Annotated in this window: 20 protein-coding genes; 16 read left to right on the top strand and 4 right to left on the bottom strand. The window is 62.5% G+C overall.

The genetic code is table 11. The annotated features are described in order from the left end of the window. Position 1: 1 nt before the first annotated feature. The 3 genes from rpmE to ACSSU5_RS09090 all read left to right on the top strand — a co-directional run bounded on the left by rpmE (position 2) and on the right by ACSSU5_RS09090 (position 2488). The gene (gene rpmE / locus ACSSU5_RS09100) at positions 2-217 is read left to right on the top strand and encodes a 50S ribosomal protein L31 (RefSeq protein ID WP_264311190.1); all 216 of its coding nucleotides are present in this window, start codon (positions 2-4) and stop codon (positions 215-217) included. Positions 218-219: 2 nt separating this feature from the next. Further along, positions 220-1041 carry a thermonuclease family protein gene (locus ACSSU5_RS09095; protein WP_264311191.1) on the top strand — a complete coding sequence of 274 codons (822 nt, stop codon included), beginning with the start codon at positions 220-222 and terminating at the stop codon, positions 1039-1041. A gap of 178 nt (positions 1042-1219) precedes the next feature. After that, positions 1220-2488 carry a malic enzyme-like NAD(P)-binding protein gene (locus ACSSU5_RS09090; RefSeq protein ID WP_264311192.1) on the top strand — a complete coding sequence of 423 codons (1269 nt, stop codon included), beginning with the start codon at positions 1220-1222 and terminating at the stop codon, positions 2486-2488. A gap of 163 nt (positions 2489-2651) precedes the next feature. On the opposite strand, the gene ACSSU5_RS09085 is transcribed toward ACSSU5_RS09090, so the two are convergent. Next, a complete protein-coding gene (locus ACSSU5_RS09085) occupies positions 2652-5102 on the bottom strand; it encodes a penicillin-binding protein 1A (RefSeq protein WP_492561310.1) in 2451 nt (816 codons plus the stop codon). Between the two features lie 181 nt (positions 5103-5283). On the opposite strand from ACSSU5_RS09085, the gene pilM reads away from it, so the two are divergent. The 11 genes from pilM to ACSSU5_RS09030 all read left to right on the top strand — a co-directional run bounded on the left by pilM (position 5284) and on the right by ACSSU5_RS09030 (position 20379). Next, on the top strand, positions 5284-6147 hold the full coding sequence (gene pilM, locus ACSSU5_RS09080; RefSeq protein WP_492561034.1) for a type IV pilus biogenesis protein PilM: 864 nt from the start codon (positions 5284-5286) through the stop codon (positions 6145-6147). After that, complete coding sequence (locus tag ACSSU5_RS09075; RefSeq protein ID WP_492561033.1) at positions 6144-6680, top strand: PilN domain-containing protein; 537 nt, start codon at positions 6144-6146, stop codon at positions 6678-6680. Before pilM ends, ACSSU5_RS09075 begins: the two co-directional genes overlap by 4 nt. A 29-nt stretch (positions 6681-6709) precedes the next feature. Continuing rightward, positions 6710-7693: a pilus assembly protein PilP gene (locus tag ACSSU5_RS09070; RefSeq protein WP_492561032.1), complete on the top strand. Its 984-nt coding sequence runs from the start codon at positions 6710-6712 to the stop codon at positions 7691-7693. Next, positions 7617-8885 carry a type IV pilus secretin PilQ gene (locus ACSSU5_RS09065; protein ID WP_492561031.1) on the top strand — a complete coding sequence of 423 codons (1269 nt, stop codon included), beginning with the start codon at positions 7617-7619 and terminating at the stop codon, positions 8883-8885. The genes ACSSU5_RS09070 and ACSSU5_RS09065 overlap by 77 nt, the downstream gene beginning before the upstream one ends. Positions 8886-8889: 4 nt before the next feature. Further along, positions 8890-9408 (top strand): shikimate kinase AroK, encoded by a 519-nt coding sequence (gene aroK / locus ACSSU5_RS09060; protein WP_028698445.1) that lies wholly within the window; start codon positions 8890-8892, stop codon positions 9406-9408. A gap of 96 nt (positions 9409-9504) precedes the next feature. Continuing rightward, positions 9505-10602: a 3-dehydroquinate synthase gene (gene aroB / locus ACSSU5_RS09055; RefSeq protein ID WP_264311198.1), complete on the top strand. Its 1098-nt coding sequence runs from the start codon at positions 9505-9507 to the stop codon at positions 10600-10602. Between the two features lie 15 nt (positions 10603-10617). Further along, a complete protein-coding gene (locus ACSSU5_RS09050; protein WP_492561030.1) occupies positions 10618-12255 on the top strand; it encodes an SPOR domain-containing protein in 1638 nt (545 codons plus the stop codon). A 374-nt stretch (positions 12256-12629) separates the two neighbouring features. Beyond that, on the top strand, positions 12630-17075 hold the full coding sequence (gene gltB, locus ACSSU5_RS09045; RefSeq protein ID WP_492561029.1) for a glutamate synthase large subunit: 4446 nt from the start codon (positions 12630-12632) through the stop codon (positions 17073-17075). A gap of 123 nt (positions 17076-17198) precedes the next feature. After that, on the top strand, positions 17199-18617 hold the full coding sequence (locus tag ACSSU5_RS09040; protein ID WP_264311201.1) for an FAD-dependent oxidoreductase: 1419 nt from the start codon (positions 17199-17201) through the stop codon (positions 18615-18617). Positions 18618-18852: 235 nt separating this feature from the next. Next, positions 18853-19917, top strand: a complete 1065-nt coding sequence (hemE, locus tag ACSSU5_RS09035) for a uroporphyrinogen decarboxylase (protein WP_492561028.1) — start codon at positions 18853-18855, stop codon at positions 19915-19917. A 114-nt stretch (positions 19918-20031) separates the two neighbouring features. Next, entirely contained in the window at positions 20032-20379 is a 348-nt protein-coding gene (locus ACSSU5_RS09030; RefSeq protein WP_264311203.1) for a YgiW/YdeI family stress tolerance OB fold protein, read from the top strand. A 35-nt stretch (positions 20380-20414) separates the two neighbouring features. Here the strand turns inward: ACSSU5_RS09030 and ACSSU5_RS09025 are convergent, their stop codons facing one another. Beyond that, positions 20415-21602 carry an MFS transporter gene (locus ACSSU5_RS09025; protein ID WP_264314004.1) on the bottom strand — a complete coding sequence of 396 codons (1188 nt, stop codon included), beginning with the start codon at positions 21600-21602 and terminating at the stop codon, positions 20415-20417. Positions 21603-21767: 165 nt separating this feature from the next. Between ACSSU5_RS09025 and ACSSU5_RS09020 the strand changes: the two genes are divergently transcribed. Together ACSSU5_RS09020 and ACSSU5_RS09015 are read left to right on the top strand one after the other, a co-directional pair. Then, positions 21768-22667, top strand: coding sequence for a LysR family transcriptional regulator (locus tag ACSSU5_RS09020; RefSeq protein ID WP_264311204.1), 900 nt, complete (start codon positions 21768-21770; stop codon positions 22665-22667). A gap of 94 nt (positions 22668-22761) precedes the next feature. Then, entirely contained in the window at positions 22762-23535 is a 774-nt protein-coding gene (locus ACSSU5_RS09015; RefSeq protein WP_264311205.1) for a ParA family protein, read from the top strand. On the opposite strand, the gene trxC is transcribed toward ACSSU5_RS09015, so the two are convergent. Then, the gene (trxC, locus tag ACSSU5_RS09010) at positions 23532-23966 is read right to left on the bottom strand and encodes a thioredoxin TrxC (RefSeq protein ID WP_264311206.1); all 435 of its coding nucleotides are present in this window, start codon (positions 23964-23966) and stop codon (positions 23532-23534) included. The genes ACSSU5_RS09015 and trxC overlap by 4 nt on opposite strands. Positions 23967-24010: 44 nt before the next feature. Further along, positions 24011-25471 (bottom strand): protein adenylyltransferase SelO, encoded by a 1461-nt coding sequence (selO, locus tag ACSSU5_RS09005; protein ID WP_492561027.1) that lies wholly within the window; start codon positions 25469-25471, stop codon positions 24011-24013. Positions 25472-25512 lie beyond the last annotated feature (41 nt).

The following is a 25512-nucleotide window of genomic DNA, read 5'->3' as shown; positions in this document are numbered from 1 at the left end:
CATGAAAGCAAATATTCATCCGAACTACGAAGTAGTTGCAGTCACCTGCAGCTGCGGCAACAAGTTTGAAAGCCGTTCGACCCTGGGTAACACCCTGTCGATCGACGTTTGCAACCTGTGCCACCCGTTCTACACCGGTAAGCAAAAAGTCCTGGACACCGGTGGTCGCGTACAGAAGTTTGCCGATCGCTTCGGCATGTTCGGTGCCAAGAAGTAATAATGCGCATGGCGAATCCTTCGGGTTTCGCGCTGTTGCACAAAAAAGCGCCCCTTGTGGGCGCTTTTTTTGTGGGCGCGATCTGGCATTTCCCGGCCCTGGCGTTTTGCCCGTTGCCGGCCAACCCGCAGGCGGTGGCGGTGCGGCAGGTGGTGGATGGCGATACCCTGCGCCTGACCGATGGTCGCAGTGTGCGCATGATAGGCATCAATGCACCGGAGATCGGGCGCAAGGGGCGCACCAGCGAGCCCTATGCCGAAGCTGCCAAGCGCCGCTTGCAGGCATTGGTCAAAGCCAGCGACGGGCGTGTCGGGCTGGTGACGGGGGCTGAGGCCAAAGACAAGTACGGCCGTACGCTGGCGCATATCTACGGGCGCAATGGCAACAATCTTGAAGCGCAGCTGCTCAGCGAGGGGCTTGGCTACCGCGTTGCCGTTGCCCCCAATGTGCGCCTGGCGAGTTGCCAGCAATTGGCCGAGCAAGCGGCGCGCAAGGCGGGTGCCGGCCTGTGGCGCAGTTCGCCAGTGGTGCGCGCGAAGGATGTCAGGCAGTCCGGGTTTGCCGTCATCGGTGGCAGAATCCAGGGTGTCGAGCGTAATCGCGGCGGCGTCTGGCTGACCCTGGATTCCACTGTCGTGCTGCAGGTTCCCGCTCGTCTGCAACGCAACTTCCCGCCCAGCTTCTTCGATAACCTCAAAGGACGCCAGGTCGAGGCGCGTGGCTGGGTGCTGGATCGTTCCCGCAAGGGTGGCCTGAAGCCTGGGCAGCGACGCTGGGTGTTGCCATTGACCGATCCGAGCATGTTGGAGCGCATTTCAGGCTGAAAAGATGTAGACATTTCGCTATTAGATTGTACACACTGTCAGTCGTATGCCCCGTGGGTTATAGCGTAAAGTCGTAGGCTAAAGGCCTTGACACAAGTGACCGACCAGTCTTGTGACTCCCCGGCTCTTTGCGTATCCTCGGCGGTCCGTCAGAACAGTAAATAGCGGAATGCCCACCATGTCAGACCTGAAAACCGCCGCTCTCGAATACCACGCTCAACCTCGTCCGGGGAAACTGAGCGTCGAGCTCTCCAAGCCCACCGCCACCGCCCGCGACCTCGCCCTGGCTTACAGCCCAGGTGTTGCCGAACCCGTGCGCGAAATTGGCCGTGATCCAGAGCTGGCCTACAAGTACACCGGCAAAGGCAACCTGGTTGCGGTGATCTCCGATGGTACCGCCATCCTCGGTCTGGGTGACCTCGGCCCACTGGCCTCGAAGCCGGTGATGGAAGGCAAGGGTGTTCTGTTCAAGCGTTTTGCCGGTATCGACGTGTTCGACATCGAAGTCGAGTCGGAAAGCCCACAGGCCTTCATCGACACCGTTCGCCGCATTTCGATCACCTTCGGTGGCATCAACCTCGAAGACATCAAGGCGCCAGAGTGCTTCGAGATCGAGCGCACCCTGATCGAGCAGTGCGACATCCCGGTCTTCCACGATGACCAGCACGGCACCGCGATCGTCACCGCCGCCGGCATGATCAACGCCCTGGAAATCGCCGGCAAGAAGCTGGAAGACGCCAAGATCGTCTGCCTGGGTGCCGGCGCTGCCGCCATCTCGTGCATGAAGCTGCTGGTCAGCATGGGTGCCAAGATCGAGAACATCTACATGATCGACCGCACCGGCGTGATCCACGCTGGCCGCGACGACCTGAACCAGTACAAGGCGCAGTTCGCCCACGCGACCGACAAGCGTACCCTGGCTGACGCCCTGAACGGTGCCGACGTGTTCGTTGGCCTGTCCGGCCCGAACCTGCTGAGCGCAGAAGGCCTGAAGTCGATGGCGGCCAACCCGATCGTGTTCGCCTGCTCGAACCCCGATCCGGAAATCGCCCCAGAGCTGGCTCACGCCACCCGCAACGACGTGATCATGGCCACCGGTCGTTCCGACTACCCGAACCAGGTCAACAACGTACTGGGCTTCCCGTTCATCTTCCGTGGTGCCCTGGACGTACGTGCCAAGCGCATCAACGAAGAAATGAAGATCGCCGCCGCCAACGCCCTGAAAGACCTGGCCAAGCTGCCAGTGCCTAAGGAAGTCTGCGAAGCCTACGGCGTCGAGGGTCTGGAATTCGGCCGTGAGTACATCATTCCGAAGCCTCTGGATGCCCGCCTGATCACCGTCGTTTCCGATGCCGTCGCCAAGGCTGCCATCGAGTCCGGCGTAGCGACCCTGCCGTATCCGAAGCACTACCCGCTGAACAGCGTGGATGAAGTGTTCAACGGCTGATTCTGGTCGTAAGCGGTATAAAAAAGCCCCGGCTCGCGAGAGTCGGGGCTTTTTGTTTGTCGGTGTTTTTTGTGCCTATGTAGAGCCTCTTCGCGGGCAAGCCCGCTCCCACAGGTTGGTGCAGGCCCTGTGGGAGCGGGCTTGCCCGCGAAGAGGCCTGCGGTCAGAACAGATCCATCGGCGCTGCTTCGTCTGCTGGCAGCGGGCTCCCCGGTGCCGCACCGTTGCCCAGTTCATCCACCGACGGTGGCGAGTCTTCGGCCTTGAACAGCTCGAAGTAGGCGTTGGGCGTGCTCGGCGAGGCTGCACGGCCGCTGACCGGGTCGACCCGCAGGCTGAGGATGCCCTCCGGTTCTGCGGGCACGTGGTTAGGTTTGTCCTTGAGGGCGGCGCCCATGAAACTCATCCAGATCGGCAGTGCCGCTGTGCCACCGTATTCGCGACGGCCCAGGGTTTCGGGTTGGTCGAAACCGACCCATACCGTGGTCACGTAATCGGCGTTGTAGCCAGAGAACCAGGCGTCCTTGGACTCGTTGGTGGTACCCGTCTTGCCTGCCAGATCGGTGCGGCCCAGGGCCAGTGCACGGCGGCCGGTGCCCCGTTTGATCACGTCCTGCAGCATGCTGGTGAGGATGTAGGAGGTGCGCCCGTCAATGATCTGTTCAGCCACAACCGGCACTTGTGGTGCCGGCGTGATCTGGCCAAAGGCGGCCGGCGCCTCGCCTGGCATCGCGGCGATGCTGATCGGCTGTTCAGGCGCGGCAAGGCCGGCCTGGTCTTCGGCGACTTGAGGCACGCGGGCCGGGTTGGCGGTGAACAGCGTATCGCCGTTGCGGCTGTCGATGCGATCGATCAGGTACGGGCTGATCTTGTAGCCGCCGTTGGCGAAGGTGCTCCAGCCGGTGGCGATCTCCATCGGGGTCAGGGTCGCGGTGCCCAGTGCCAGCGACAGGTTGCGCGGCAGGTCCTGCTTGTTGAAGCCGAACTTGGCGATGTAGTCGATGGTGCGGTCCACGCCCATTGCCTGCAGCAGGCGGATCGATACCAGGTTGCGCGACTTGTACAGCGCCTCGCGCATGCGGATCGGGCCGAGGAAGGTGTTGGTGTCGTTTTTCGGTCGCCAGACCTTGTCCAGGTACTCGTCGACGAACACGATCGGCGCATCGTTGACCAGGCTGGCGGCGGTGTAGCCGCTGTCCAGTGCCGCGCTATAGATGAAAGGCTTGAAGCTCGACCCCGGTTGACGCTTGGCCTGCATGGCGCGGTTGTAGTTGCTTTGTTCGAACGAGAAGCCGCCGACCAGGGCGCGGATAGCGCCGTTGTACGGGTCAAGGGTGACCAGCGCGCTCTGTGCCCCCGGCACCTGGCTGAACTTGAGCTTGCCGTCCTCCAGGCGTTGCAGGCGTACCAGGTCGCCGACTTGCGCAACATCTGCCGGGCTTTGCGGTGCGCGGCCCTGGGAGTTGCTATTAAGGAACGGGCGCGCCCACTTCATGGTGTCCCAGGCGACGGTTTCTTCCTGGCCGCCACGGGTCAGCACCCTGAGCCCGCTCTTGTCGACCTGGGTAACGATGGCCGGCTCAAGGCCGCCCAGGGTGCGCTGCTTGCCCAGCTCCAGCAGCCAGGCGGCGTCGGTCTTGCCCGGGAAGCGCGACTCGGGGCCGCGGTAGCCGTGGCGCTCATCGTAGTCGGAGAGGCCGGTGAGAATGGCCTTGTTGGCCATTTCCTGCATGTCGCTCGGCACGGTAGTGGTGACGCGGAAACCTTCGGTGTAGGCGTCGCTGCCATATCGGCCAACCATCTCGGCACGGGCCATCTCGGCGACATACGGGGCGTTCACCTCGGGTGTCGGCACGTGGTAGCTGGCGTTGAGCGGCTCGGCCAGGGCGGTCTGGTAGCTGGCCTGGTCAATCTTGCCGAGCTTGTACATGCGGCCAAGAATCCAGTCGCGGCGCTCTTTTGCGCGCACCGGGTTGGCCAGCGGGTTGAAGCGCGAGGGGGCCTTGGGCAGGCCGGCGATCATCGCCATCTGTGCCAGGCTCACATCGCGGATCGACTTGCCGTAGTAGACCTGTGCGGCAGCATCGATGCCGTACGCCCGGTTGCCCAGGTAGATCTTGTTCACGTACAGCTCGAGGATTTCGTCCTTGGTCAGCTCACGTTCGATCTGCAGGGCCAGGAGAATCTCGTTGGTCTTGCGCGAGAAGCTGCGTTCGCTGGTGAGAAAGAAGTTCTTCGCCACCTGCATGGTGATGGTGCTGCCGCCCGTCTGGATATGGCCGGTTTTCACCAACTGGGTCGCGGCGCGCATCAGGCTGCTCGGGTCGACGCCGTAGTGATTGAGGAAATTGTCGTCCTCGGCTGACAGAAGCGCCTGGATAAATTGTGGGGGAATTTCCGCGAAGCGGATCGGCGAGCGGCGCATCTCGCCGAACTCGGCAATCAGCTTGCCGTCGCTGCTGTACACCCTGAGGGGGATCTGCAACTGGATGCTTCTGAGGGAATCGACCGAGGGCAGGCTAGGGCTAAGATACAGAAACGCACCGCTCACACCGAGTACGAGCGCGCTAATGACTGCGACGGAAGACCACCAGAAGAACTTCAGCAGACGTATCAAGGCTTTTGGGCGTCCAGGTTGATAAGTGAATTGCGTACGGGTCCGGCGGACCAAAAACGCTGGGCATTATAAGCATTTTTTCGCCTTGCCGGGTGACCGGCCAGGTGGCCCGTCGATCCGTTCGGCCGCTGAGACCTAGGGTTGACGCGGGTTTGCGGCATACAGCAAGGGAACAGCGATGCTTGGACGTTTGGGCATGGATGCCGGTTCATTGATGGGGGTGGAAATCGCCCCCGACTCGGTTCGGATTGTGCAGCTGCAACGACGCAATGGGCGCTGCAAGGTGGCGGCATGGGTGCACGAGCCGTATGAACCGTACACGGGCAGCGACTGGGCAAGTGACCCGGCGCGCGTGGTGGCTGCCTTGCGGCGTGCCTACAAGCGCAGTGGCAGCCGGCAGCGGCGTGTCGCGGTAGCGCTGCCGGCGAATCAGGTGATCTGCAAGTCATGCCAATTACCGGCAGGCCAGCGTGAAGCCGACATGGAGGCGCAGCTGTTGGCCGAGGCCGATCGGCTGTTTCCTTTTCCGCTTGAGGACTTGGCCTTGGACTTTCAGGTGCTTGGCCCTTCCGAGGCTCAGGCCGGCTGCCTGGAGGTCATGGTGGCGGCCTGTCGCGAGCGTTCACTGGAGCCCGTCGAAGCCCTGATTGCTGCCGCCGGGCTGCACCTGGAGGCGATGGAGGTCGACAGTATCGCCTTGCAGCGCATGTTGCCGCAGAGCAACCCTGCGGCTCGGGCATTGCTGCGCCTGGAGGCGCAAGGCGCGACGCTGCATTGCTGGCGACAGGGCGTGCCCGTGCAGCGCCGCGAGCTGCACTTCGAGCAAATGCCTGGCCAACTGCAAGCACTTTTGTCCGACGAAACTCAGCTTGATGGCTTGCTGGTCGCCAGCAGCTCGGTGATCGAGCCGGGTTGGCTTGAAGGGTTGAGCGCACAGATGCAACTGCCCTGTCGGCGGCTGCCTGTTGTGGCTGGGCTGGAGCCTGGTGAAGGTGGGATGCTCCTGGCATGCGCCTTGTCGCTCGGAGGCCTGCGTCCATGATGCGCCTGAACCTATTGCCGTGGCGTGAGCGGCAGCGCCGGTCGATGCTTCGGCGCTTTCAATGGATGTTGTTGGGCAGTGCAGTGCTGGCGCTTTGTTGCGTGATGTTGATCGACCAACTGGCGCGCCAGCGCGCGCAGCAGCAAGCCTTGAGTAATGTCAGCCGCCAGTCCGACCTTGCGCTGTTCGACCAGCGATTGGAGCAGCACGCCGGTGTGCGTGCGGCCCACGATGCCGCGCAGCAACAGGCTGTGGTGTTGGCCCGCCTGCGTGCCGATCAAGGGGTGCTTCCTGCCTTGTTCGAAGATCTGGAAGCCGCGTTGCCCACAGGCCTGCAGCTCACAGAGCTGAAACTTGCGGACGGCCGCTTGCAAGTGACAGGCCTGGCCGTGTCCGGCGCCGTGGTCGCCCAGTTCATGCGCGACCTGGAGCGATCCGCTGTGTTGCAAGGCCTGGAGCTCAAGCACGTGAAGAGCATGCCCACGGGCGATCAGTTCGTCCTGACCGCGCACGTGTCGGCGTTCTGGTCGTGAGTGCAGTATGGAGGATGGGCTGGCAACGAATGGCCGAGCGTTCCAGCCGCTTCAGGTGGAGTGCTTCGGTCAGTCTTGGTGTGCTGTTGCTGGCGTTGGGATGTGGCATCCGCTTGCCGGAGTTACGGCATTCCCAAGGGCAGATAGATGCACAGCATGAGCAATTGAACGAGGAACACTCGGCCAAGGCGGCACAAGTACTGGAGCTGACGCATCTGGAGGATTCGCTGGCCGCCGCACAGCAGGCACTTGAGGCTACCCGATGGCGCCTTTCGGCGGGGGAGCGCATGAGTGACCTGCTCGATTTCCTAGCCGCCTCGGGGCATGAACATGGCCTGTTGTTCGAGCGGCTCGACGTCCATGACGAAGTGAGTCAACCCGATTACCGGACAATCCCGCTGGATGTGCATGTGGTGGGGCGCTATGCAGCATTGCGTGTCTGGCTGGACGAGTGGCTTGGCCAGACCCGGTTGCTGCGTGTCGGTGACATGAACATGAGCCAAGCCGATGGGCGGCCTGGCTTGTTGCGTTTGCGCCTGAAGGTTGATGCCTATCATGCCGATGCAACACCTCCGGCTCCTGTAGTGCTGGCGCATGTGCCCGCGCGGGCAGCGGCCATGCCGCCTTCGCTTGACCCCTTCTCCTCTTCAGCAGTGCGGATGCCGCCTGGCGGGCTGGGCGGGGTGCCCTTGGTGCAGTTGGAAATGGTTGGCAGCTTGGCGCGCGGCGGCATGCATGAAGCGCTGCTGCTGTCTGCGGGCCAGCTGTTTCGTGTGCGCCCAGGCGATCGCTTGGGCCGCGATGAAGGCGTTGTGGTGCGCGTCGATGCGCAGCAGGTCGAAGTGCGCGAGCGATGGTTCGTGGCCAGTGCATGGCAAGAGCGCACAGCAATACTCACGCTCAGAAAACCCTTGGACAAGGAGGTCCTGGACAACGATGAAGAGGCTATGGAAATGGGTGGCGGCGTTCGCGCTGTCAATCCCGATAGCGTCAGCAACGTCCTACCGGGGTGAGCCGCTGTCGCTGAACTTTCAGGATGTGCAGGTGCGCGCCGTGTTGCAGGTGCTGGCTGATTACGCCGGTGTGAACCTGGTCGCCAGCGACTCGGTGCAGGGCAGCATCACCTTGCGCCTGCAGGACGTGCCGTGGGACCAGGCGCTGGATCTGGTGCTGCGCAGCAAGGGCCTGGCCCGCCACGAGGAGGGCAATGTGCTGCTTGTGGCGCCTGCGGCCGAACTCGCCGGGCAATCGCTCGACGCCCGGGTGGGCCAGGTGTTGGATGCGCAGTTGCAGCCCTTGCGGCGCGAGCTGATGCCGATCCATCACGCCAAGGCCTCAGAGCTCGCAGAGCTGTTGCTGGCAACCCTGGCGGACGACGGCATCCTGACCGGGCGAGGCAGTTTGAGCGTCGATGCGCGCACCAATACCCTGGTGGCGTATCAACCCGCTGATCGCCTTGCCGAGCTGCGCCAACTGGTGGCGCAACTGGATGTGCCGGTGCGCCAGGTGGCGATCGAGGCGCGCATCGTCGAAGCCAATGTCGATTACGAAAAGAGCCTTGGCGTGCGTTGGGGCAAGCCCTTGTACGCCGAGAATGTGCGGCCAGGCAAAGAGCTGTTCGTCGACCTTGGGGTGGAACGGACCGCCGCCAGTGTGGGCCTGGGCCTGCTGCGGGGAGACATCTTGCTCGACCTTGAGCTCAGTGCCATGGAAAAGAGCGGCAATGGTGAAATCATCTCGCAGCCCAAGGTCGTCACGGCCGACAAGGAAACCGCCAGAATCCTCAAAGGCACCGAGGTGCCCTACCAGGAAACCAGCAAGAGTGGCGCCACCTCCGTGTCGTTTCGCGAAGCGTCGCTGTCGCTGGAGGTCACCCCGCAAATCACCCCGGACAACAAGGTCATCATGACCGTCAGGGTGACCAAGGACGAACCAGATTACGTCAATGCCTTGAACAATGTGCCGCCAATCCGCAAGAACGAGGTAAACGCCAAGGTTCGCGTGGCTGACGGCGAGACGATCGTGATCGGTGGCGTCTACTCGACCACGCAAAACAATGTGGTCGACAAGGTGCCATTTTTCGGCGATCTGCCGTATGTTGGGCGGCTGTTTCGACGCGATGTACTACAAGAGAAAAAATCCGAGCTGCTGGTCTTCCTGACTCCGCGTATCATGAGTGACCAGGCGATTGCTGTGAGTCGTTGATTCTGTGCGAAATTTGATACTTGTGGGGCCCATGGGCGCTGGTAAAAGCACCATCGGACGCCTATTGGCCAAAGAGCTGCGCCTGCTGTTCAAGGATTCCGACAAGGAAATCGAACTGCGATGCGGCGCCAACATCCCGTGGATCTTCGACAAAGAAGGCGAGCCGGGTTTCCGTGACCGTGAGCAGGCGATGATCGCCGAGCTCTGCGCGCTCGATGGCGTGGTTCTGGCGACCGGTGGCGGCGCGGTCATGCGTGAAGCCAATCGCCAGGCGCTGCACCAGGGCGGCCGGGTGATCTACCTGCATGCCTCGGTGGAGCAGCAGGTCGGGCGTACCGCTCGCGATCGCAATCGCCCTCTGTTGCGCACCGCCAATCCGGAAGCGACCCTGCGTGCCTTGCTCGAAGCCCGCGATCCGCTGTACCGCGAGATCGCCGACCTGGTCGTTGAAACCGACGAGCGGCCACCGCGCATGGTGGTGATCGATATTCTCGAACGCTTGCAGCAGTTGCCGCCCCGATAAGCCGGGACTATTCTCGGCCACCAGCGCCGAGGCGAGGTTCAACTTACCGCGTGCGTCGCTCAAGCGGCGCCGCGCCCAAGTACATTGTGGGGATACATGCAGACACTAAAGGTCGACCTGGGCGAGCGTAGCTACCCGATCTACATTGGCGAAGGCCTGCTGGACCAGCCTGAGCTGCTGGCGCCGCATATTGCCGGGCGGCAGGTCGCCATCGTTTCCAACGAAACCGTCGCGCCACTGTACCTCGAACGCCTGGCCAAGACCCTTGGTGCGTATTCAGTGTTGCCCGTGGTGTTGCCTGATGGCGAAGCCTACAAGAACTGGGAAACGCTGCAGTTGATCTTCGATGGCCTGCTCACCGCCCGCCACGACCGTCGCACCACCGTGGTGGCCCTCGGCGGCGGCGTGATCGGCGACATGGCCGGTTTTGCCGCCGCCTGTTACCAGCGCGGCGTTGATTTCATCCAGGTGCCAACCACCCTGCTGTCCCAGGTCGATTCCTCGGTCGGTGGCAAGACCGGCATCAACCACCCGCTGGGCAAGAACATGGTCGGTGCTTTCTATCAGCCCAACGCAGTGCTGATCGACACCACCAGCCTCAAGACCTTGCCCGCGCGTGAGTTGTCCGCGGGCCTGGCCGAAGTGATCAAGTACGGTCTGATCTGCGACAAACCTTTCCTCGGTTGGCTTGAGGACAATATGAATGCCCTGCGTGCCCTGGATAGCGCGGCGCTGACCGAAGCCATTCGCCGCTCCTGCGCGGCCAAGGCTGCCGTGGTCGGCGCAGACGAGCGCGAATCGGGCGTGCGGGCGACTCTGAACCTTGGACATACCTTCGGGCATGCCATCGAAACCCATATGGGTTACGGCGTCTGGCTGCACGGCGAAGCCGTGTCGGCGGGCACGGTGATGGCCCTGGAAATGTCCATGCGCCTGGGCTGGATCGACCAGACCGAGCGCGATCGCGCAATCCGCCTGTTGCAGGACGCAGGTTTGCCGGTGGTGCCACCACAGGAAATGACCCCGGCGCATTTCATGGAGCATATGGCGGTCGACAAGAAGGTGCTCGACGGTCGTCTGCGTCTGGTGCTGTTGCGCCAGATGGGCGAGGCCGTGGTAACCGACGACTATCCGAAAGAGATTCTTCAGGCCACGCTGTCGGCGGATTACCGCGCGATCGTGGCCCAGCTTTGAGGTTGTGACAGCGCAATGACCAGTTTGCATGCCGATGAGGCCTTTCTCGACCATTACCAGTTGAGCCACGATCCGTTCGCGCCCCGCGTGCCCGGATTCAAGTTTTTCCCGGCCCAGCGCAAGCCTGTGCTGGGCCAGCTGCATCACCTGGCCCGCTACAGCCAGCTGATGCTGGTTGTCACCGGCCCCCTGGGCAGCGGCAAGACCTTGCTGCGCCAGGCCCTGGTGGCCAGTACCAACAAGCAATCGGTGCAGAGCGTGGTGGTTTCCGCCCGTGGCGCAAGCGACGCGGCCAGCGTGCTCGGCCAGGTCGCGCAGTCGCTGGAAGTGGCTCAGCCCGAGGTCCAGGCCATCCTGTCCAAGGTGGTGCAACTGGCGCTGACCGGGCAAGAAGTGTATTTGCTGGTGGATGATGCGGAACAACTCGACGAGTCGGCACTCCAAGCGTTGCTGGAGCTGGCGGCGGGTGTTCCGGAAGGGCGCCCGCACGTGTTCCTGTTCGGCGAATCGTCGCTGATTGCTGGGTTGGATGAGCTGAGTATCGAGGACGAACGATTCCACGTCATCGAGCTCGCCCCCTACAGCGAAGAAGAGACCCGCGAGTACCTGGAGCAGCGTCTGGATGGCGCCGGTCAGGGCATCGAGGTGTTCACCCGTGAACAGATCGTCGATATCCATGAGCACTCCGACGGTTGGCCTGGCAATATCAACCAGGTTGCCCGTGACACTTTGATCGAAGCCATGATCGCCAGCCGTTCGACGGCCAAGCGACCATCCATGGGGTTGAAAATGCCTAAGAAACACGTGCTCGCGCTGTCCGCTGTGGTCGTGGTCGCCGTTGCTGCCGCGGTTCTCATGCCCAAAAAAGGCGACAAGGCACCTGCCGAGGTGCCGGCTACCCAGGCTCAGTTGCCATCAGGTGAAGGCCAGCCGGGCGCTGCCCAGGCCAATAACGGCAACCCGGCCATCGAGTTCTCCGGCTCGTCCCAGCCGATGCCACTGCCGCTGGTTGGGCAGTCGCAGCCGGTGATGCGTGAGCCGCTGGCCCAGGCCGCTGGCATGGGTGATGGCGAAGAAGGCAGCCCGGCAGGCAATACCGCACTGCAGCCTGGCAACCCGCCGACCGTGACCACCATCGCACCGCCGCAAGGTGTACCGGCGGGGCCTGCACCTGCGCCTGCGCAGCCAATCGCCAGTGCGCCGGTGCAAGCGGTTGCGCCTGCGCCAAAACCTGTCGCAACCCAGCCTGTAAAACCGGTTGCGCCTGCCAAGCCTGCGCCTGCGCCGACCCAGGTCGCTACCGCCAAGCCAGCCCCCAAGCCAGCGGCCAAGCCTGTCGAGAAGCCAGCGGCCAGCGGCAGCAGCGGTGGTGGCTGGTATGCAGGCCAGAAGCCGAGCAATTACGTGGTGCAGATCCTCGGCACCAGCTCCGAAGCGTCGGCCCAGGCGTTCGTCAAGGCTCAGGGTGGCGACTATCGCTACTTCAAGAAAAACCTGCAGGGCAAGCCACTGTATGTCGTGACCTACGGCAGCTTCGCCAACCGCGACGCAGCGGTAGCGGCAATCAAGAACTTGCCAGCGAAGGTCCAGGCTGGTAAACCTTGGCCACGTACCGTCGCCAGCGTCCAACAAGAGCTGGCCTCGGCCCGCTGATACCTGCCGGGCGGCATCACCCCGCCGCCCAGTTGCTGAGCGAATCCTGACTTTTCGTCTAGCCTGCTGCGCCTGAGCGCGGCAGGCTTTTCTGTCCCAGACTGCCGGCCACAAGCCTCTCTTGCAGTCATGGCTGAAACGCTTCAGACTCAAGCCGAGCCGCTATCACGGCGCATGGCGCAAAACATTCAAAATTGCGACATAAATTTTCAATGGTGAGACATGAAAATTTGTGGGCATCGCTGTCGCTGTGCAACAATGGTTTTCCATGACCACCGCAAAAAAAGCTGGCGTTTGATCGGCGTGGATGGTAAGTGGTTGTTAAAAAAGAGATTTGCCTCCGGTTGAGAGGTGAACCTGGTGAGAAAGTGTCTATGAAAACAGGTCTGTACCATCCCGAAGAATTCAAGGACAACTGTGGTTTTGGCCTGATCGCCCATATGACGGGCGAGCCAAGTCACCACCTTCTGCAAACCGCCATGCAGGCATTGACGTGCATGACCCACCGCGGCGGCATCAACGCCGACGGCAAGACCGGTGACGGTTGCGGTCTGCTCATGCAGAAGCCCGATCAATTTCTGCGTGCCGTGGCCCAGGAACAGTTTGCCGTCGAGCTGCCCAAGCAGTACGCCGTCGGCATGGTGTTCTTCAACCAGGACCCGGTCAAAGCCGAAGCCGCCCGCGCCAACATGGACCGCGAGATCCTCGCAGCCGGCCTCACGCTGGTTGGCTGGCGCAAAGTGCCGATCGACACCAGCGTGCTCGGCCGCCTGGCCTTGGAGCGCCTGCCGCAGATCGAGCAGGTGTTCATCGGCGGTGAAGGCCTGAGCGATCAAGAATTCGCCATCAAGCTGTTCAGTGCCCGTCGTCGTTCGTCCGTGGCCAACGCCCACGACACCGACCACTACATCTGCAGCTTCTCGCACAAGACCATCATCTACAAAGGCCTGATGATGCCGCGCGATCTCGCGGCGTTCTATCCAGACCTGGGCGACGAGCGCCTGCAGACCGCAATCTGCGTGTTCCACCAGCGTTTCTCCACCAATACCCTGCCGAAATGGCCGCTGGCGCAGCCGTTCCGCTTCCTCGCCCACAACGGCGAGATCAACACCATCACTGGCAACCGCAACTGGGCCATGGCCCGTCGCACCAAGTTCGCCAATGACCAGATTCCAGACCTCGAAGAACTCGGCCCGCTGGTCAACCGCGTGGGTTCCGACTCGTCGAGCATGGACAACATGCTGGAGCTGATGGTCACCGGTGGCATCGACCTGTTCCGCGGCGTGCGCATGCTGGTACCGCCAGCGTGGCAGAACGTCGAGACCATGGACGCCGACCTGCGCGCCTTCTACGAATACAACTCCATGCACATGGAGCCGTGGGATGGCCCGGCCGGTATCGTCATGACCGAAGGCCGCCACGCGGTGTGCCTGCTCGACCGTAACGGCCTGCGCCCGGCGCGCTGGGTGACCACCACCAATGGCTACATCACCATCGCGTCGGAAATCGGCGTATGGGATTACAAGCCTGAAGACGTCATCGCCAAGGGCCGTGTCGGCCCAGGCCAGATCTTCGCCGTGGACACCGAAACCGGCCAGATCCTCGACACCGATGCCATCGACAACCGTCTGAAGTCGCGCCACCCGTACAAGCGCTGGCTGCGTCAGCACGCCACGCGTATTCAGGCGACCTTGACCGATGACCAGGGCGCGGCCAGCTACGATGCTGACCAGCTCAAGCAATACATGAAGATGTTCCAGGTCACCTTCGAGGAGCGTGACCAGGTGCTGCGCCCGCTGGGTGAGCAAGGCCAGGAAGCGGTCGGTTCGATGGGTGACGACACGCCGATGGCCGTGTTGTCGCAGCGCGTGCGTTCGCCGTATGACTTCTTCCGTCAGCAGTTCGCCCAGGTCACCAACCCGCCGATCGACCCGCTGCGCGAAGCGATCGTCATGTCGCTGGAAATCTGCCTGGGTGCCGAGCGCAACATCTTCCAGGAGTCCCCGGAGCACGCTTCGCGGGTAATCCTCAGCTCGCCGGTCATCTCGCCTGCCAAGTGGCGCTCGCTGATGAACCTGGAGCGCGAAGGTTTTGACCGCCAGTTGATCGACCTTAACTACGAGCAAGGCATCGGTCTGGAAGCGGCCATCCGCAACATTGCCGACCAGGCTGAAGAGGCCGTGCGTAGCGGCAAGACTCAGCTGGTGCTGAGCGACCGTTACATCGCCCCAGGCAAGCTACCAGTGCACGCGTCGCTCGCCGTGGGCGCGGTGCACCACCGCCTGACCGAGCAGGGCCTGCGTTGCGACAGCAACATCCTGGTCGAAACCGCCACTGCCCGTGACCCGCACCACTTCGCCGTGCTGCTGGGCTTCGGTGCCTCGGCCGTCTACCCGTACCTGGCCTACGAAGTGCTGGCCGACCTGATCCGCACCGGTGAAGTGCTGGGCGATCTGGACGAGGTGTTCAAGTACTACCGCAAGGGCATTTCCAAGGGCCTGCTGAAGATCCTGTCGAAGATGGGTATCTCCACCATCGCTTCGTACCGGGGTGCGCAGCTGTTCGAAGCCATTGGTCTGGCCGAAGAAGTGGTCGGCCTGAGCTTCAAGGGCGTATCGAGCCGCATCAAGGGTGCGCGTTTCGAAGACCTGGAGAGCGACCAGAAGCTGCTCGCGGCCGAAGCCTGGAGCGCGCGCAAGCCGATCCAGCAAGGTGGCCTGCTCAAGTTCGTCCACGGGGGTGAATACCACGCCTACAACCCGGACGTGGTCAACACCCTGCAGGCCGCTGTGCAGCAGGGCGACTACGCCAAGTTCAAGGAATACACCACGCTGGTCGACCAGCGCCCGGTGTCGATGATCCGCGACCTGCTCAAAGTCAAAGTGGCCGACCAGCCGCTGGCGATCGAGCAGATTGAACCGCTGGAGGCCATCCTCAAGCGCTTCGACTCCGCCGGTATCTCGCTGGGTGCACTGTCGCCAGAAGCCCACGAGGCGTTGGCCGAGGCCATGAACCGCCTGGGCGCACGCTCCAACTCCGGCGAGGGCGGTGAAGACCCTTCGCGCTACGGCACCGTGCGCAGTTCCAAGATCAAGCAGGTGGCCACCGGCCGCTTTGGCGTCACCCCGGAATACCTGGTCAACGCCGAAGTGCTGCAGATCAAGGTGGCCCAGGGCGCCAAGCCCGGCGAAGGCGGGCAACTGCCAGGCGGCAAGGTCAACGGCCTGATCGCCAAGCTGCGCTATGCGGTACCAGGCGTGACCCTGATCTCGCCACCGCCGCACCACGACATCTACTCGATCGAAGACCTGGCCCAGCTGATCTACGACCTCAAGCAGGTCAACCCGCAGGCACTGGTTTCGGTCAAGCTGGTGGCCGAGGCGGGCGTTGGCACCATCGCCGCAGGCGTGGCCAAGGCCTATGCCGACCTGATCACCATCTCTGGCTACGACGGCGGTACCGGTGCTTCGCCACTGACCTCCATCAAGTACGCCGGCGCGCCATGGGAGCTCGGCCTTGCCGAAACCCACCAGACCCTGCGCGGCAACGACCTGCGCGGCAAGGTACGGGTGCAGACCGATGGTGGCCTGAAAACCGGCCTCGACGTGATCAAGGCGGCCATCCTCGGCGCTGAGAGCTTCGGCTTCGGCACTGCGCCGATGATCGCCCTGGGCTGCAAATACCTGCGCATCTGCCACCTGAACAACTGCGCCACCGGCGTGGCCACCCAGAACGACAAGCTGCGCAAGGACCACTACATCGGCACCGTCGACATGGTGATCAACTTCTTCACCTTCGTCGCTGAAGAAACCCGCGAGTGGCTGGCCAAGCTGGGCGTACGCAGCCTGGGTGAGCTGATCGGCCGTACCGACCTGCTCGACGTGCTGCCAGGCGACACCGAGCGCCAGCAGTACCTGGACCTGACGCCACTGCTGGGCAGCTCGCACATTCCGGCGGACAAGCCGCAGTTCTGCGAAGTCGACAAGAACCCGCCGTTCGACAAGGGCGAGCTGGCCGAGAAGATGGTCGACATGGCCATGCCGGCCATCCGCGACCAGGCCGGTGGCGAGTTCAGCCTCGATATCTGCAACTGCGACCGTTCCATCGGCGCGCGTATCTCCGGTGAGATCGCCCGCCTGCACGGCAACCAGGGCATGGCCGCTGCGCCGATCACCTTCCGCTTCAAGGGTACTGCGGGCCAGAGCTTCGGCGTGTGGAACGCCGGTGGCCTGAACCTGTACCTGGAAGGCGACGCCAACGACTATGTCGGCAAGGGCATGACCGGTGGCAATGTCACCATCGTGCCACCTGCCGGCAGCCCGTTCGAAACCCAGCACAGCGCCATCGTCGGCAACACGTGCCTGTATGGTGCCACTGGCGGCAAGCTGTTTGCCGCCGGTACCGCGGGCGAGCGCTTCGCTGTGCGTAACTCTGGCGCCCACGCTGTTGTCGAGGGCACTGGCGATCACTGCTGTGAATACATGACCGGCGGCTTTGTCTGCGTTCTGGGCAAGACCGGTTACAACTTCGGTTCTGGCATGACGGGCGGCTTCGCCTACGTGCTCGACATGGACAACAGCTTCGTCGACAAGCTCAACCATGAACTGGTGGAAATCCAGCGCATCAGTGGTGAAGCGATGGAGGCGTACCGCAGCCACCTGGCGCGGGTCCTTGCCGAATACGTGGACGAAACCGGCAGCGAGTGGGGGCGTGAGCTCTCGGAGAACCTGGACGACTACGTGCGACGCTTCTGGTTGGTCAAGCCGAAGGCGGCCACCCTCAAGCAACTGCTGTCCAGCACCCGTGCCAACCCGCAGTAAAAACAGCTGCAAGTGGCAAGCCTCAAGCTGCAAGTAAACGCAGTGCGAGGTTTGCCCGGCTTAAGTGATCGTCTTGCGGCTTGCAGCTTGTAGCTTGCAGCTGCTGTTAAGAGGTTTTGAAAAATGGCTGAACGTCTGAGTAACGACTTCCAGTTCATCGAAGTGGGCCGCAAGGACCCGAAGAAAAAGCTGCTGCGCCAGCGCAAGAAAGAGTTCGTCGAGATCTACGAACCGTTCAAGCCCCAGCAGTCCGTGGAGCAGGCGCACCGTTGCCTGGGCTGCGGCAACCCGTATTGCGAATGGAAGTGCCCGGTGCACAACTTCATCCCTAACTGGTTGAAGCTGGTGTCCGAAGGCAACATCCTGGCAGCGGCGGAGCTGTCGCACCAGACCAATACCCTGCCGGAAGTCTGCGGCCGCGTATGCCCGCAAGACCGCCTGTGCGAGGGCGCCTGCACCCTGAACGACGGTTTTGGCGCGGTGACCATCGGCTCGGTGGAGAAGTACATCACCGACACCGCGTTCGCCATGGGCTGGCGCCCGGACATGTCCAAGGTCAAGCCAACCGGCAAGCGTGTCGCCATCATCGGCGCCGGCCCGGCAGGCCTGGGCTGCGCCGACGTGCTGGTGCGTGCCGGCGTGACCCCGGTGGTGTTCGACCGCAACCCGGAAATCGGTGGCCTGCTGACCTTCGGCATCCCTGAGTTCAAGCTGGAAAAGACCGTGCTGAGCAATCGCCGCGAAGTCTTCACCGGCATGGGCATCGAGTTCCGCCTGAACACCGAGGTAGGCAAGGACATCACCCTGGAACAGCTGCTCGCCGAGTACGACGCGGTGTTCATGGGCATGGGTACCTACACCTACATGAAGGGTGGCTTCCCGGGCGAGGACCTGCCGGGCGTGCATGACGCGCTGGACTTCCTGATCGCCAACGTCAACCGCAACCTGGGCTTCGAGAAGTCGCCGGAAGATTTCGTCGACATGCAGGGCAAGAAGGTCGTGGTGCTGGGCGGTGGTGACACCGCGATGGACTGCAACCGCACCTCGATTCGTCAGGGCGCCAAGTCGGTAACCTGCGCCTACCGTCGTGACGAGGCCAACATGCCGGGTTCGCGCAAAGAGGTGAAAAACGCCAAGGAAGAGGGCGTGAAGTTCCTCTACAACCGCCAGCCAATCGCGATTGTCGGCGAAGACAAGGTCGAAGGCGTGAAGGTGGTCGAGACCCGTCTTGGTGAACCGGACGCCCGTGGCCGCCGCAGCCCCGAGCCGATTCCGGGTTCTGAAGAGATCCTGCCGGCCGATGCCGTGGTGATCGCCTTCGGCTTCCGCCCGAGCCCGGCGCCGTGGTTCGAGCAGTTTGGCATCCAGATGGACAGCCAGGGCCGGGTGGTTGCGCCAGAGAAGGGCAAGTTCAAGCACCAGACCAGCAACCCGAAAGTGTTTGCCGGTGGCGATATGGTGCGCGGTTCGGATTTGGTGGTAACGGCTATTTTCGAAGGCCGCACGGCTGCCGAGGGTATCCTGGATTACCTGGAAGTCTGATTGAATGCTGGGGCCGCTTTGCGGCCCATCGCGGCACAAGGCCGCTCCCACAGGAGGAATGCATTTCCCTGTGGGAGCGGCCTTGTGCCGCGATGGGCTGCAAAGCAGCCCCTTTGGCGTTTTGTATACAAAATTGCTTGATCCATGGCATCCAATAGACAAAACGCATGGCCTTGGCCGTGCCTTTTGTGCTGGCGTCTGAGAAAATGCCCGCACTTTTTTGCCGGATGCCGACATGACTGCCCTGAAGAACGATCGTTTCCTGCGTGCACTGCTCAAGCAACCCGTAGACGTCACCCCGGTCTGGATGATGCGCCAGGCTGGCCGTTACCTGCCGGAATACCGCGCCAGCCGTGCCAAGGCCGGTGACTTCATGAGCCTGTGCATGAACCCGCAGTTCGCCTGCGAGGTCACCCTGCAGCCGCTGGACCGCTACCCGCTGGACGCAGCGATCCTCTTCTCGGACATCCTCACCATCCCCGACGCCATGGGCCTGGGCCTGTACTTTGAAACCGGCGAAGGTCCGCGCTTCAAGAAAGTGATCAGCACCCCGGCCGACATCGAGGCGCTGCCGATCCCCGATCCGCAGAAAGACCTGGGCTACGTGATGGACGCCGTCAGCACCATCCGTCGCGAGCTCAACGGCCGCGTACCGCTGATCGGCTTCTCGGGCAGCCCATGGACCTTGGCCACTTACATGGTCGAAGGCGGTTCGTCCAAGGACTTCCGCAAGACCAAGGCCATGGCTTACGACAACCCGCAAGCCCTGCACCTGTTGCTGGACAAGCTGGCCCAGTCGGTCACCAGTTACCTCAACGGCCAGATCCTGGCAGGCGCGCAGGCTGTGCAGATCTTCGACACCTGGGGCGGCAACCTGTCGGCAGCGGCGTACCAGGAGTTCTCCCTGGCCTACATGCGCAAGATCGTCAGCGGCCTGATCCGCGAGCACGACGGCCGCAAGATACCGGTGATCCTGTTCACCAAGAACGGTGGCATGTGGCTAGAAAGCATCGCTGAGGCCGGTGCCGATGCATTGGGCCTGGACTGGACCTGCGAAATCGGCGATGCCCGCCGCCGTGTCGGCGACAAGGTTGCGCTGCAAGGCAACATGGACCCGACCGTGCTTTACGCCAAGCCCGAGGCCATCCGCCAGGAAGTGGCGCGCATTTTGGCCAGCTATGGCAAGGGCACCGGCCATGTGTTCAACCTGGGCCACGGCATTACCCCGGAAGTCGACCCAGAGCACGCTGGTGTGTTCATCAACGCCGTGCACGAGTTGTCGGCGCAATATCACCAGTGATTTGATGCCCTGCATAAAAAACCCGGCTCGATGCCGGGTTTTTTTGTATTAAGTTTCAATTCAGCGATTGTCGCTAGTCTGGTCCCATCGAAACCGAAACAGGACCTGATCCTCATGAAAACCCGTTACCTCGCCCTGATCCTTGCCCCTTTGTTCAGCACTGCTGCCCTGGCGGCCGGCTACACCGGCCCGGGTGCCCAGTCGGTGACCACCGTGGCGGCTGCGAACGATGCCGCTGATGACACGCCGGTTGTGTTGCAGGGCTACGTCACCAAGAAGCTGAACAACGACGACAAGTACGAGTTCAAAGACAACACCGGCACCATCACCGTCGAAATCGACGACGAAGACCTGCCGCCGACGCCGTTCAATGACAAGACCAAGGTCAAGCTGACCGGTGAGGTGGAGAAGCACCTGATGAGCCGGGAAGTGGATGTAGATATTGTCGAGATCATCAATTGATCTGAGCGTGTGAGGCTGCTTTGCAGCCCCGTTGTTCAGCTGGCCTTAGGCGGCAACTTGCTCAAGTGCAGAGCCACCAGCAACGCCACCGCCAGCAAGCCACCAATGAACAACCCGATCCCATTCCAGCCCCATTGATGCCAGAACACCCCACCCGCAGTGCCCGCGACACTCGACCCTGCGTAGTAGCAGAACAGGTACAGCGACGACGCTTGCCCCTTGGCCTTCAACGCCCGGCGCCCGATCCAGCTGCTGGCCACCGAATGCGCACCGAAGAAGCCGAAGGTGAACACCAGCATGCCGAGGATCACCATCACCAGCGGGTTGGCCAAGGTCATCAGCAGGCCGCCTGCCATCACCACAATGCTGACCCAGAACACCTTGCGTCGCCCCAGCTTGTCAGCCAGCGCGCCCACCTGCGCAGAGCTGTAGATCCCCGACAGGTACACCACCGACAGCAAACCGACCAGCGCCTGGTTCATATGGTAAGGCCCTGCCAGCAGGCGGTAGCCGATGTAGTTGAACAGCGTGACGAAGGCGCCCATTAGCAGGAACGCCTCAAGGAACAGCCAAGGCAGCCCGGCGTCCTTGAAGTGCATGACAAAGCCATCCAGCAGGCTGCGCGGGTTCACGGCCTGCGGGCGGAAGTTGCGTGATTCGGGCAGGACCTTCCAGAACACCAGCGCCGCGACCAGGGCCAGGCCACCGATGGTCAGCATCGCCGTGTGCCAGCTGACGAAGTCGATCAGCACCCCGGTGATCAGCCGCCCACTCATGCCACCAATCGCGTTGCCGCCAATGTACAACCCCATGGCCAGGCCGATGTGCTGCGGGTGAATCTCTTCGCTCAGGTAGGTCATGGCCACCGCCGCCAGGCCGCTCAGCGACAGGCCGACCAAGGCTCGGGTCGCCAGCACCGCTTCCCAGGTCGGCATCACCGCGCTGGCCAAGGTCGACAGGGCGGCGCAGACCAGCGCAAAGACCATCACCGGCTTGCGCCCGATGCGGTCGGAGATCGGCCCGGTGATCAACAGTCCGAACGCCAGCATGGCGGTCGAGACCGACAGCACCAGGCTGCTCTGCGCTGCATTGATGGAAAACTCCTGGGACAGCAGCGGCATCATTGGCTGCACGCAGTACAGCAGGGCGAACGTGGCGAAGCCGCCGCTGAACAGGGCCAGCACGGTCTTCATGAAGGCGGGGGTGCCTTTTTCGATCCACATTTCGTTCAGCGGGGCAGGTTCTGGGTCGGCGGGAAGGGGAGCTACAGCAGTTTTCACGGGCGGGTACCTCTGGCGCAATGAAAAAAGCATATAGCTGGCTAATGATTAGATCCAATATATTGTTCGACCTATTTAAGACGTTCTACGACTTGTTTGGAGCCGACTATGGAACTGCGCCATCTGCGTTACTTCATTGCCGTGGCCGAGGAACTGCACTTTGGCCGTGCAGCCCAGCAGTTGGGCATTTCGCAGCCGCCCTTGAGCCAGCAGATCCAGGCGCTGGAGCAGGAGTTGGGCGCTCGTCTGTTCGACCGTACCAACCGTCGGGTCGAATTGAGCGAGGCAGGGCGGTTGTTTCTGGAGGAAGCGCGCCAGGTGCTGGCGCAGGTCGAGAAGGCGGCCGATGTAGCCCGGCGTGCGCAGTTGGGTGAATTGGGCGAGATGAAGATCGGTTTCACGTCTTCGGCGCCGTTCACATCAAAAATCCCCAAGGCCATTCATGCCTTTCGCCAGCGTTTTCCAGCGGTGCACCTGAACCTCAAGGAAATGAGCAGCCGCGATGTGGCCGAGGCGGTCTTTGACGAGTCCATCGAGGTGGGGCTGATGCGGCCGATGCCATTGCCGGAGGGCCTGGTGGCGACCGAGTTGTTTCGCGAGCCGTTGGTGGCGGTGATCAATGCCTCGCATCCATTGGCCACAGGCACGGAGGCGGGGGTACACATGGCTTCTCTGGCGAACGAACCGTTTGTGTTTTTCCCGCGTAGCTATGGCAGTGGGCTGCATGCCCAGTTGCTCAGCTTGGCCCGGCAAGCGGGGTTCAGCCCGCATTTTGCCCAGGAGGCGGGGGAGGCGATGACCATTATCGGGCTGGTGTCGGCGGGCCTTGGGGTTTCGGTGCTGCCGGCGTCGTTCCAGCGCATGCGAATCGAGGGTGTGGTGTATCGCACGCTGCTGGACGAGGGCGCGATGACGGCGGTGTGGCTGGTGGAACGTGAACGTGGGGGCTCGGCCATGGCCAAGGCGTTTGCCGAGTTGTTGACCGGGCAAGTGGTGAGGCCTTCATAGCGCCGGGATTGCCATCATCCCCCGACAATTGCCGCTGGCCTTAGCTGCCGAGCCGCCACATACTCGGGCATTCGTTGGAACACGGAGGTCAATCATGCGTCGCGTGGTGTTCAATCAGAAAGGTGGCGTGGGCAAGTCGAGCATCGCTTGTAACCTGGCGGCGGTCAGCGCCAGCGAAGGTTACCGGACCCTGTTGATCGACCTGGATGCCCAGGCAAATTCGACCCAGTACCTCACCGGCTTGACGGGTGAAGATATCCCCATGGGGATCGCTGATTTCTTCAAGCAAAGCCTGTCCAGCGGGCCGTTCAGCAAGAAGAACAAGGTCGATATCTACGAAACGCCGTTCGACAACCTGCATGTGGTGACCGCCACTGCGGAACTGGCCGACCTGCAGCCCAAGCTTGAGGCCAAGCACAAGATCAACAAGCTGCGTAAGTTGCTTGACGAGCTGGACGAGGATTACGAGCGGATCTACATCGATACGCCGCCTGCGCTCAATTTTTATGCGGTTTCTGCGTTGATCGCAGCTGATCGTGTGCTGATCCCCTTTGACTGCGACAGCTTCTCGCGCCAGGCCCTGTACGGCCTGCTGGCGGAAATCGAAGAGCTCAAGGAAGACCACAACGAAGACCTGCAGGTCGAAGGCATCGTGGTCAACCAGTTCCAGTCCCGCGCCAGCCTGCCCCAGCAAATGCTCGATGAACTGCTGGCCGAAGGCCTGCCGGTGCTACCGGTGTACCTGAGCAGCTCGGTGAAGATGCGTGAGTCGCACCATGCCAGCTTGCCGCTGATTCACCTGGAGCCACGGCACAAGCTGACCCAGCAGTTTGTCGAGTTGCATTCGCTGTTGGAAGAAAACGCCTAGACCCCTTGGCTGCGCAACCACTCCAGCAACGACTGGAGTGGAAACGCCCCCGCCTGGCGGCTGACTTCACGGCCGTCCTTGAACAGCAGCAGGCTGGGGATGGAGCGGATGCCCAATTGCCCGGCCAGGTTTCGGTTGGCTTCGCTGTCGAGCTTGGCCAGGCGGCAGCGGCCGCTAAGTTGCCGGGCGGCCTGCTCGAAAGTGGGGGCGAACGACTTGCACGGCCCACACCAGTCGGCCCAGACGTCGATCAGCAGCGGCAGGTCGCCTTTGATCTGGCTGGCGTAGCTGGCTTCTGTGAGCTCGAAGGGTTTGCTCAGCAGCACGTCCTGTTTGCAGCGGCCGCATTTGGGGGCGTCGCCCAGGCGCTCGGTGGGCAGGCGGTTGAGGCCGTTGCAGTGTGGGCAGGGGATCAGCAGCGGGTCGGACATTGTTTTTTCCTTAGCATTCTCGGGGCTGCAAAGCAGCCCCAGGATCATGATGAACAGCTGATTTCCAGGTGTTTGCCCCACTCCGGCGGGCGCTGGGCATAAGCCTGCATCCCGGCCTGCTCCTCGAACGGCCGGCTCAGCACCTGATGCAACCGTCGCACTTCACTGTAGTCCCCGGCCTCGGCCGCTTCGATGGCCTTTTGCGCCAGGTAGTTGCGCAGCACGTACAGCGGGTTCACCGCCTGCATGCGTTCACGCCGCCCTTTTTCATTACCCGCTTCGCGCTCGCAGCGGGCAAGATAGTCCGCGCCCCAGGCATCGAAGCCCGCCAGGTCGATGAAATCGTCACGCACCACATTCAGCGCCTCGGCCACCGGCTGCTCACCCAGCTTACGGAAGAACAGGTTGTAGTCCACGCCGCCCTTTTGCATGCATTGCAGCAGGCGCTCGACCAGGGCGAGGTCTTCATCCTCGGCGGCCGTCAGGCCCAGGCGCCGACGCATCAGGTCCAGGTAATGCGCCTGGTACAGCGGCAGGAACAGCCCCAGCGCCTCTTTGAGCGGCTCTACCTCGACCACCGTGGTCAGCGCCTGGGCCAGCGCACTGAGGTTCCAGTGGGCGATAGGCACCTGGTTGCTGTAGCTGTAGCGGCCACGGTCGTCGGAGTGGTTGCAGATGAAATTGGCGTCGAAGTCGTCAAGGAAGGCAAAGGGGCCGAAATCGAAGGTGATGCCGAGGATCGACATGTTGTCGGTGTTCATCACCCCGTGGCAGAAACCATAGGCTTGCCAGCGGGCAATCAGTTCGGCGTTGCGCTCGACGATCGTGCGGAACATGGCCAGGTAGGGCTGTTCGGCCTCGCGGCATTCGGGGTAGTGCTGCTCCAGCACGTGGTCGATCAGCACGCGTTGTTGCTCGGGCTGGCGGGTGTAGTAGAAGTACTCGAAATGGCCGAAGCGTATGTGGCTCTGTGCCAGGCGCGTGAGCATGGCGGCGCTTTCGCGGCTTTCGCGCCATACCGGGGTACTTGAGCCAATCACGCACAGCGCCCGGCTGGTCGGGATGCCCAGGGCGTGCAGGGCTTCGGAGGCGAGGAACTCGCGGATCGACGAACGCAATACCGCGCGGCCGTCGCCCATGCGCGAATAGGGCGTCTGGCCGGCGCCCTTGAGGTGCAGGTCCCAGTGTTCGCCGGCATCGTTCAGCACTTCGGCTAGCAGCAGGCCGCGGCCATCGCCCAGGCGCGGGTTGTACGAGCCGAACTGATGGCCGGAATAGACCATCGCCCGTGGGTCGGCCTCTTCCCACAGTTTGTGGCCGCTGAACAACTCGGCGAAAACCGGCAGTTCGGCCTGCGCGGGGTCGAGGTCGAGCAAGGCCATGGCCGACTCGCTTGCCACCACCAGGCGTGGGTCTGCGATGGGTTCGGGCAGGACCTGGGTGGAGAACGCATCGCCCAGGCGGGCGAAGCGGTTGTCGAAGCTGAGTTGGTCGAGGGCTTTCACGGTTTGCTCCTGGGGACGGTGCCAAGGGGGCCGCTTTGCGG

The sequence above is a fragment of the Pseudomonas sp. E1MeOHC2 genome, from assembly GCF_058745025.1.
The sequence above is the reverse complement of the archived record's forward strand: the minus strand, read 5'-3'. Positions and strand labels throughout refer to the sequence as shown.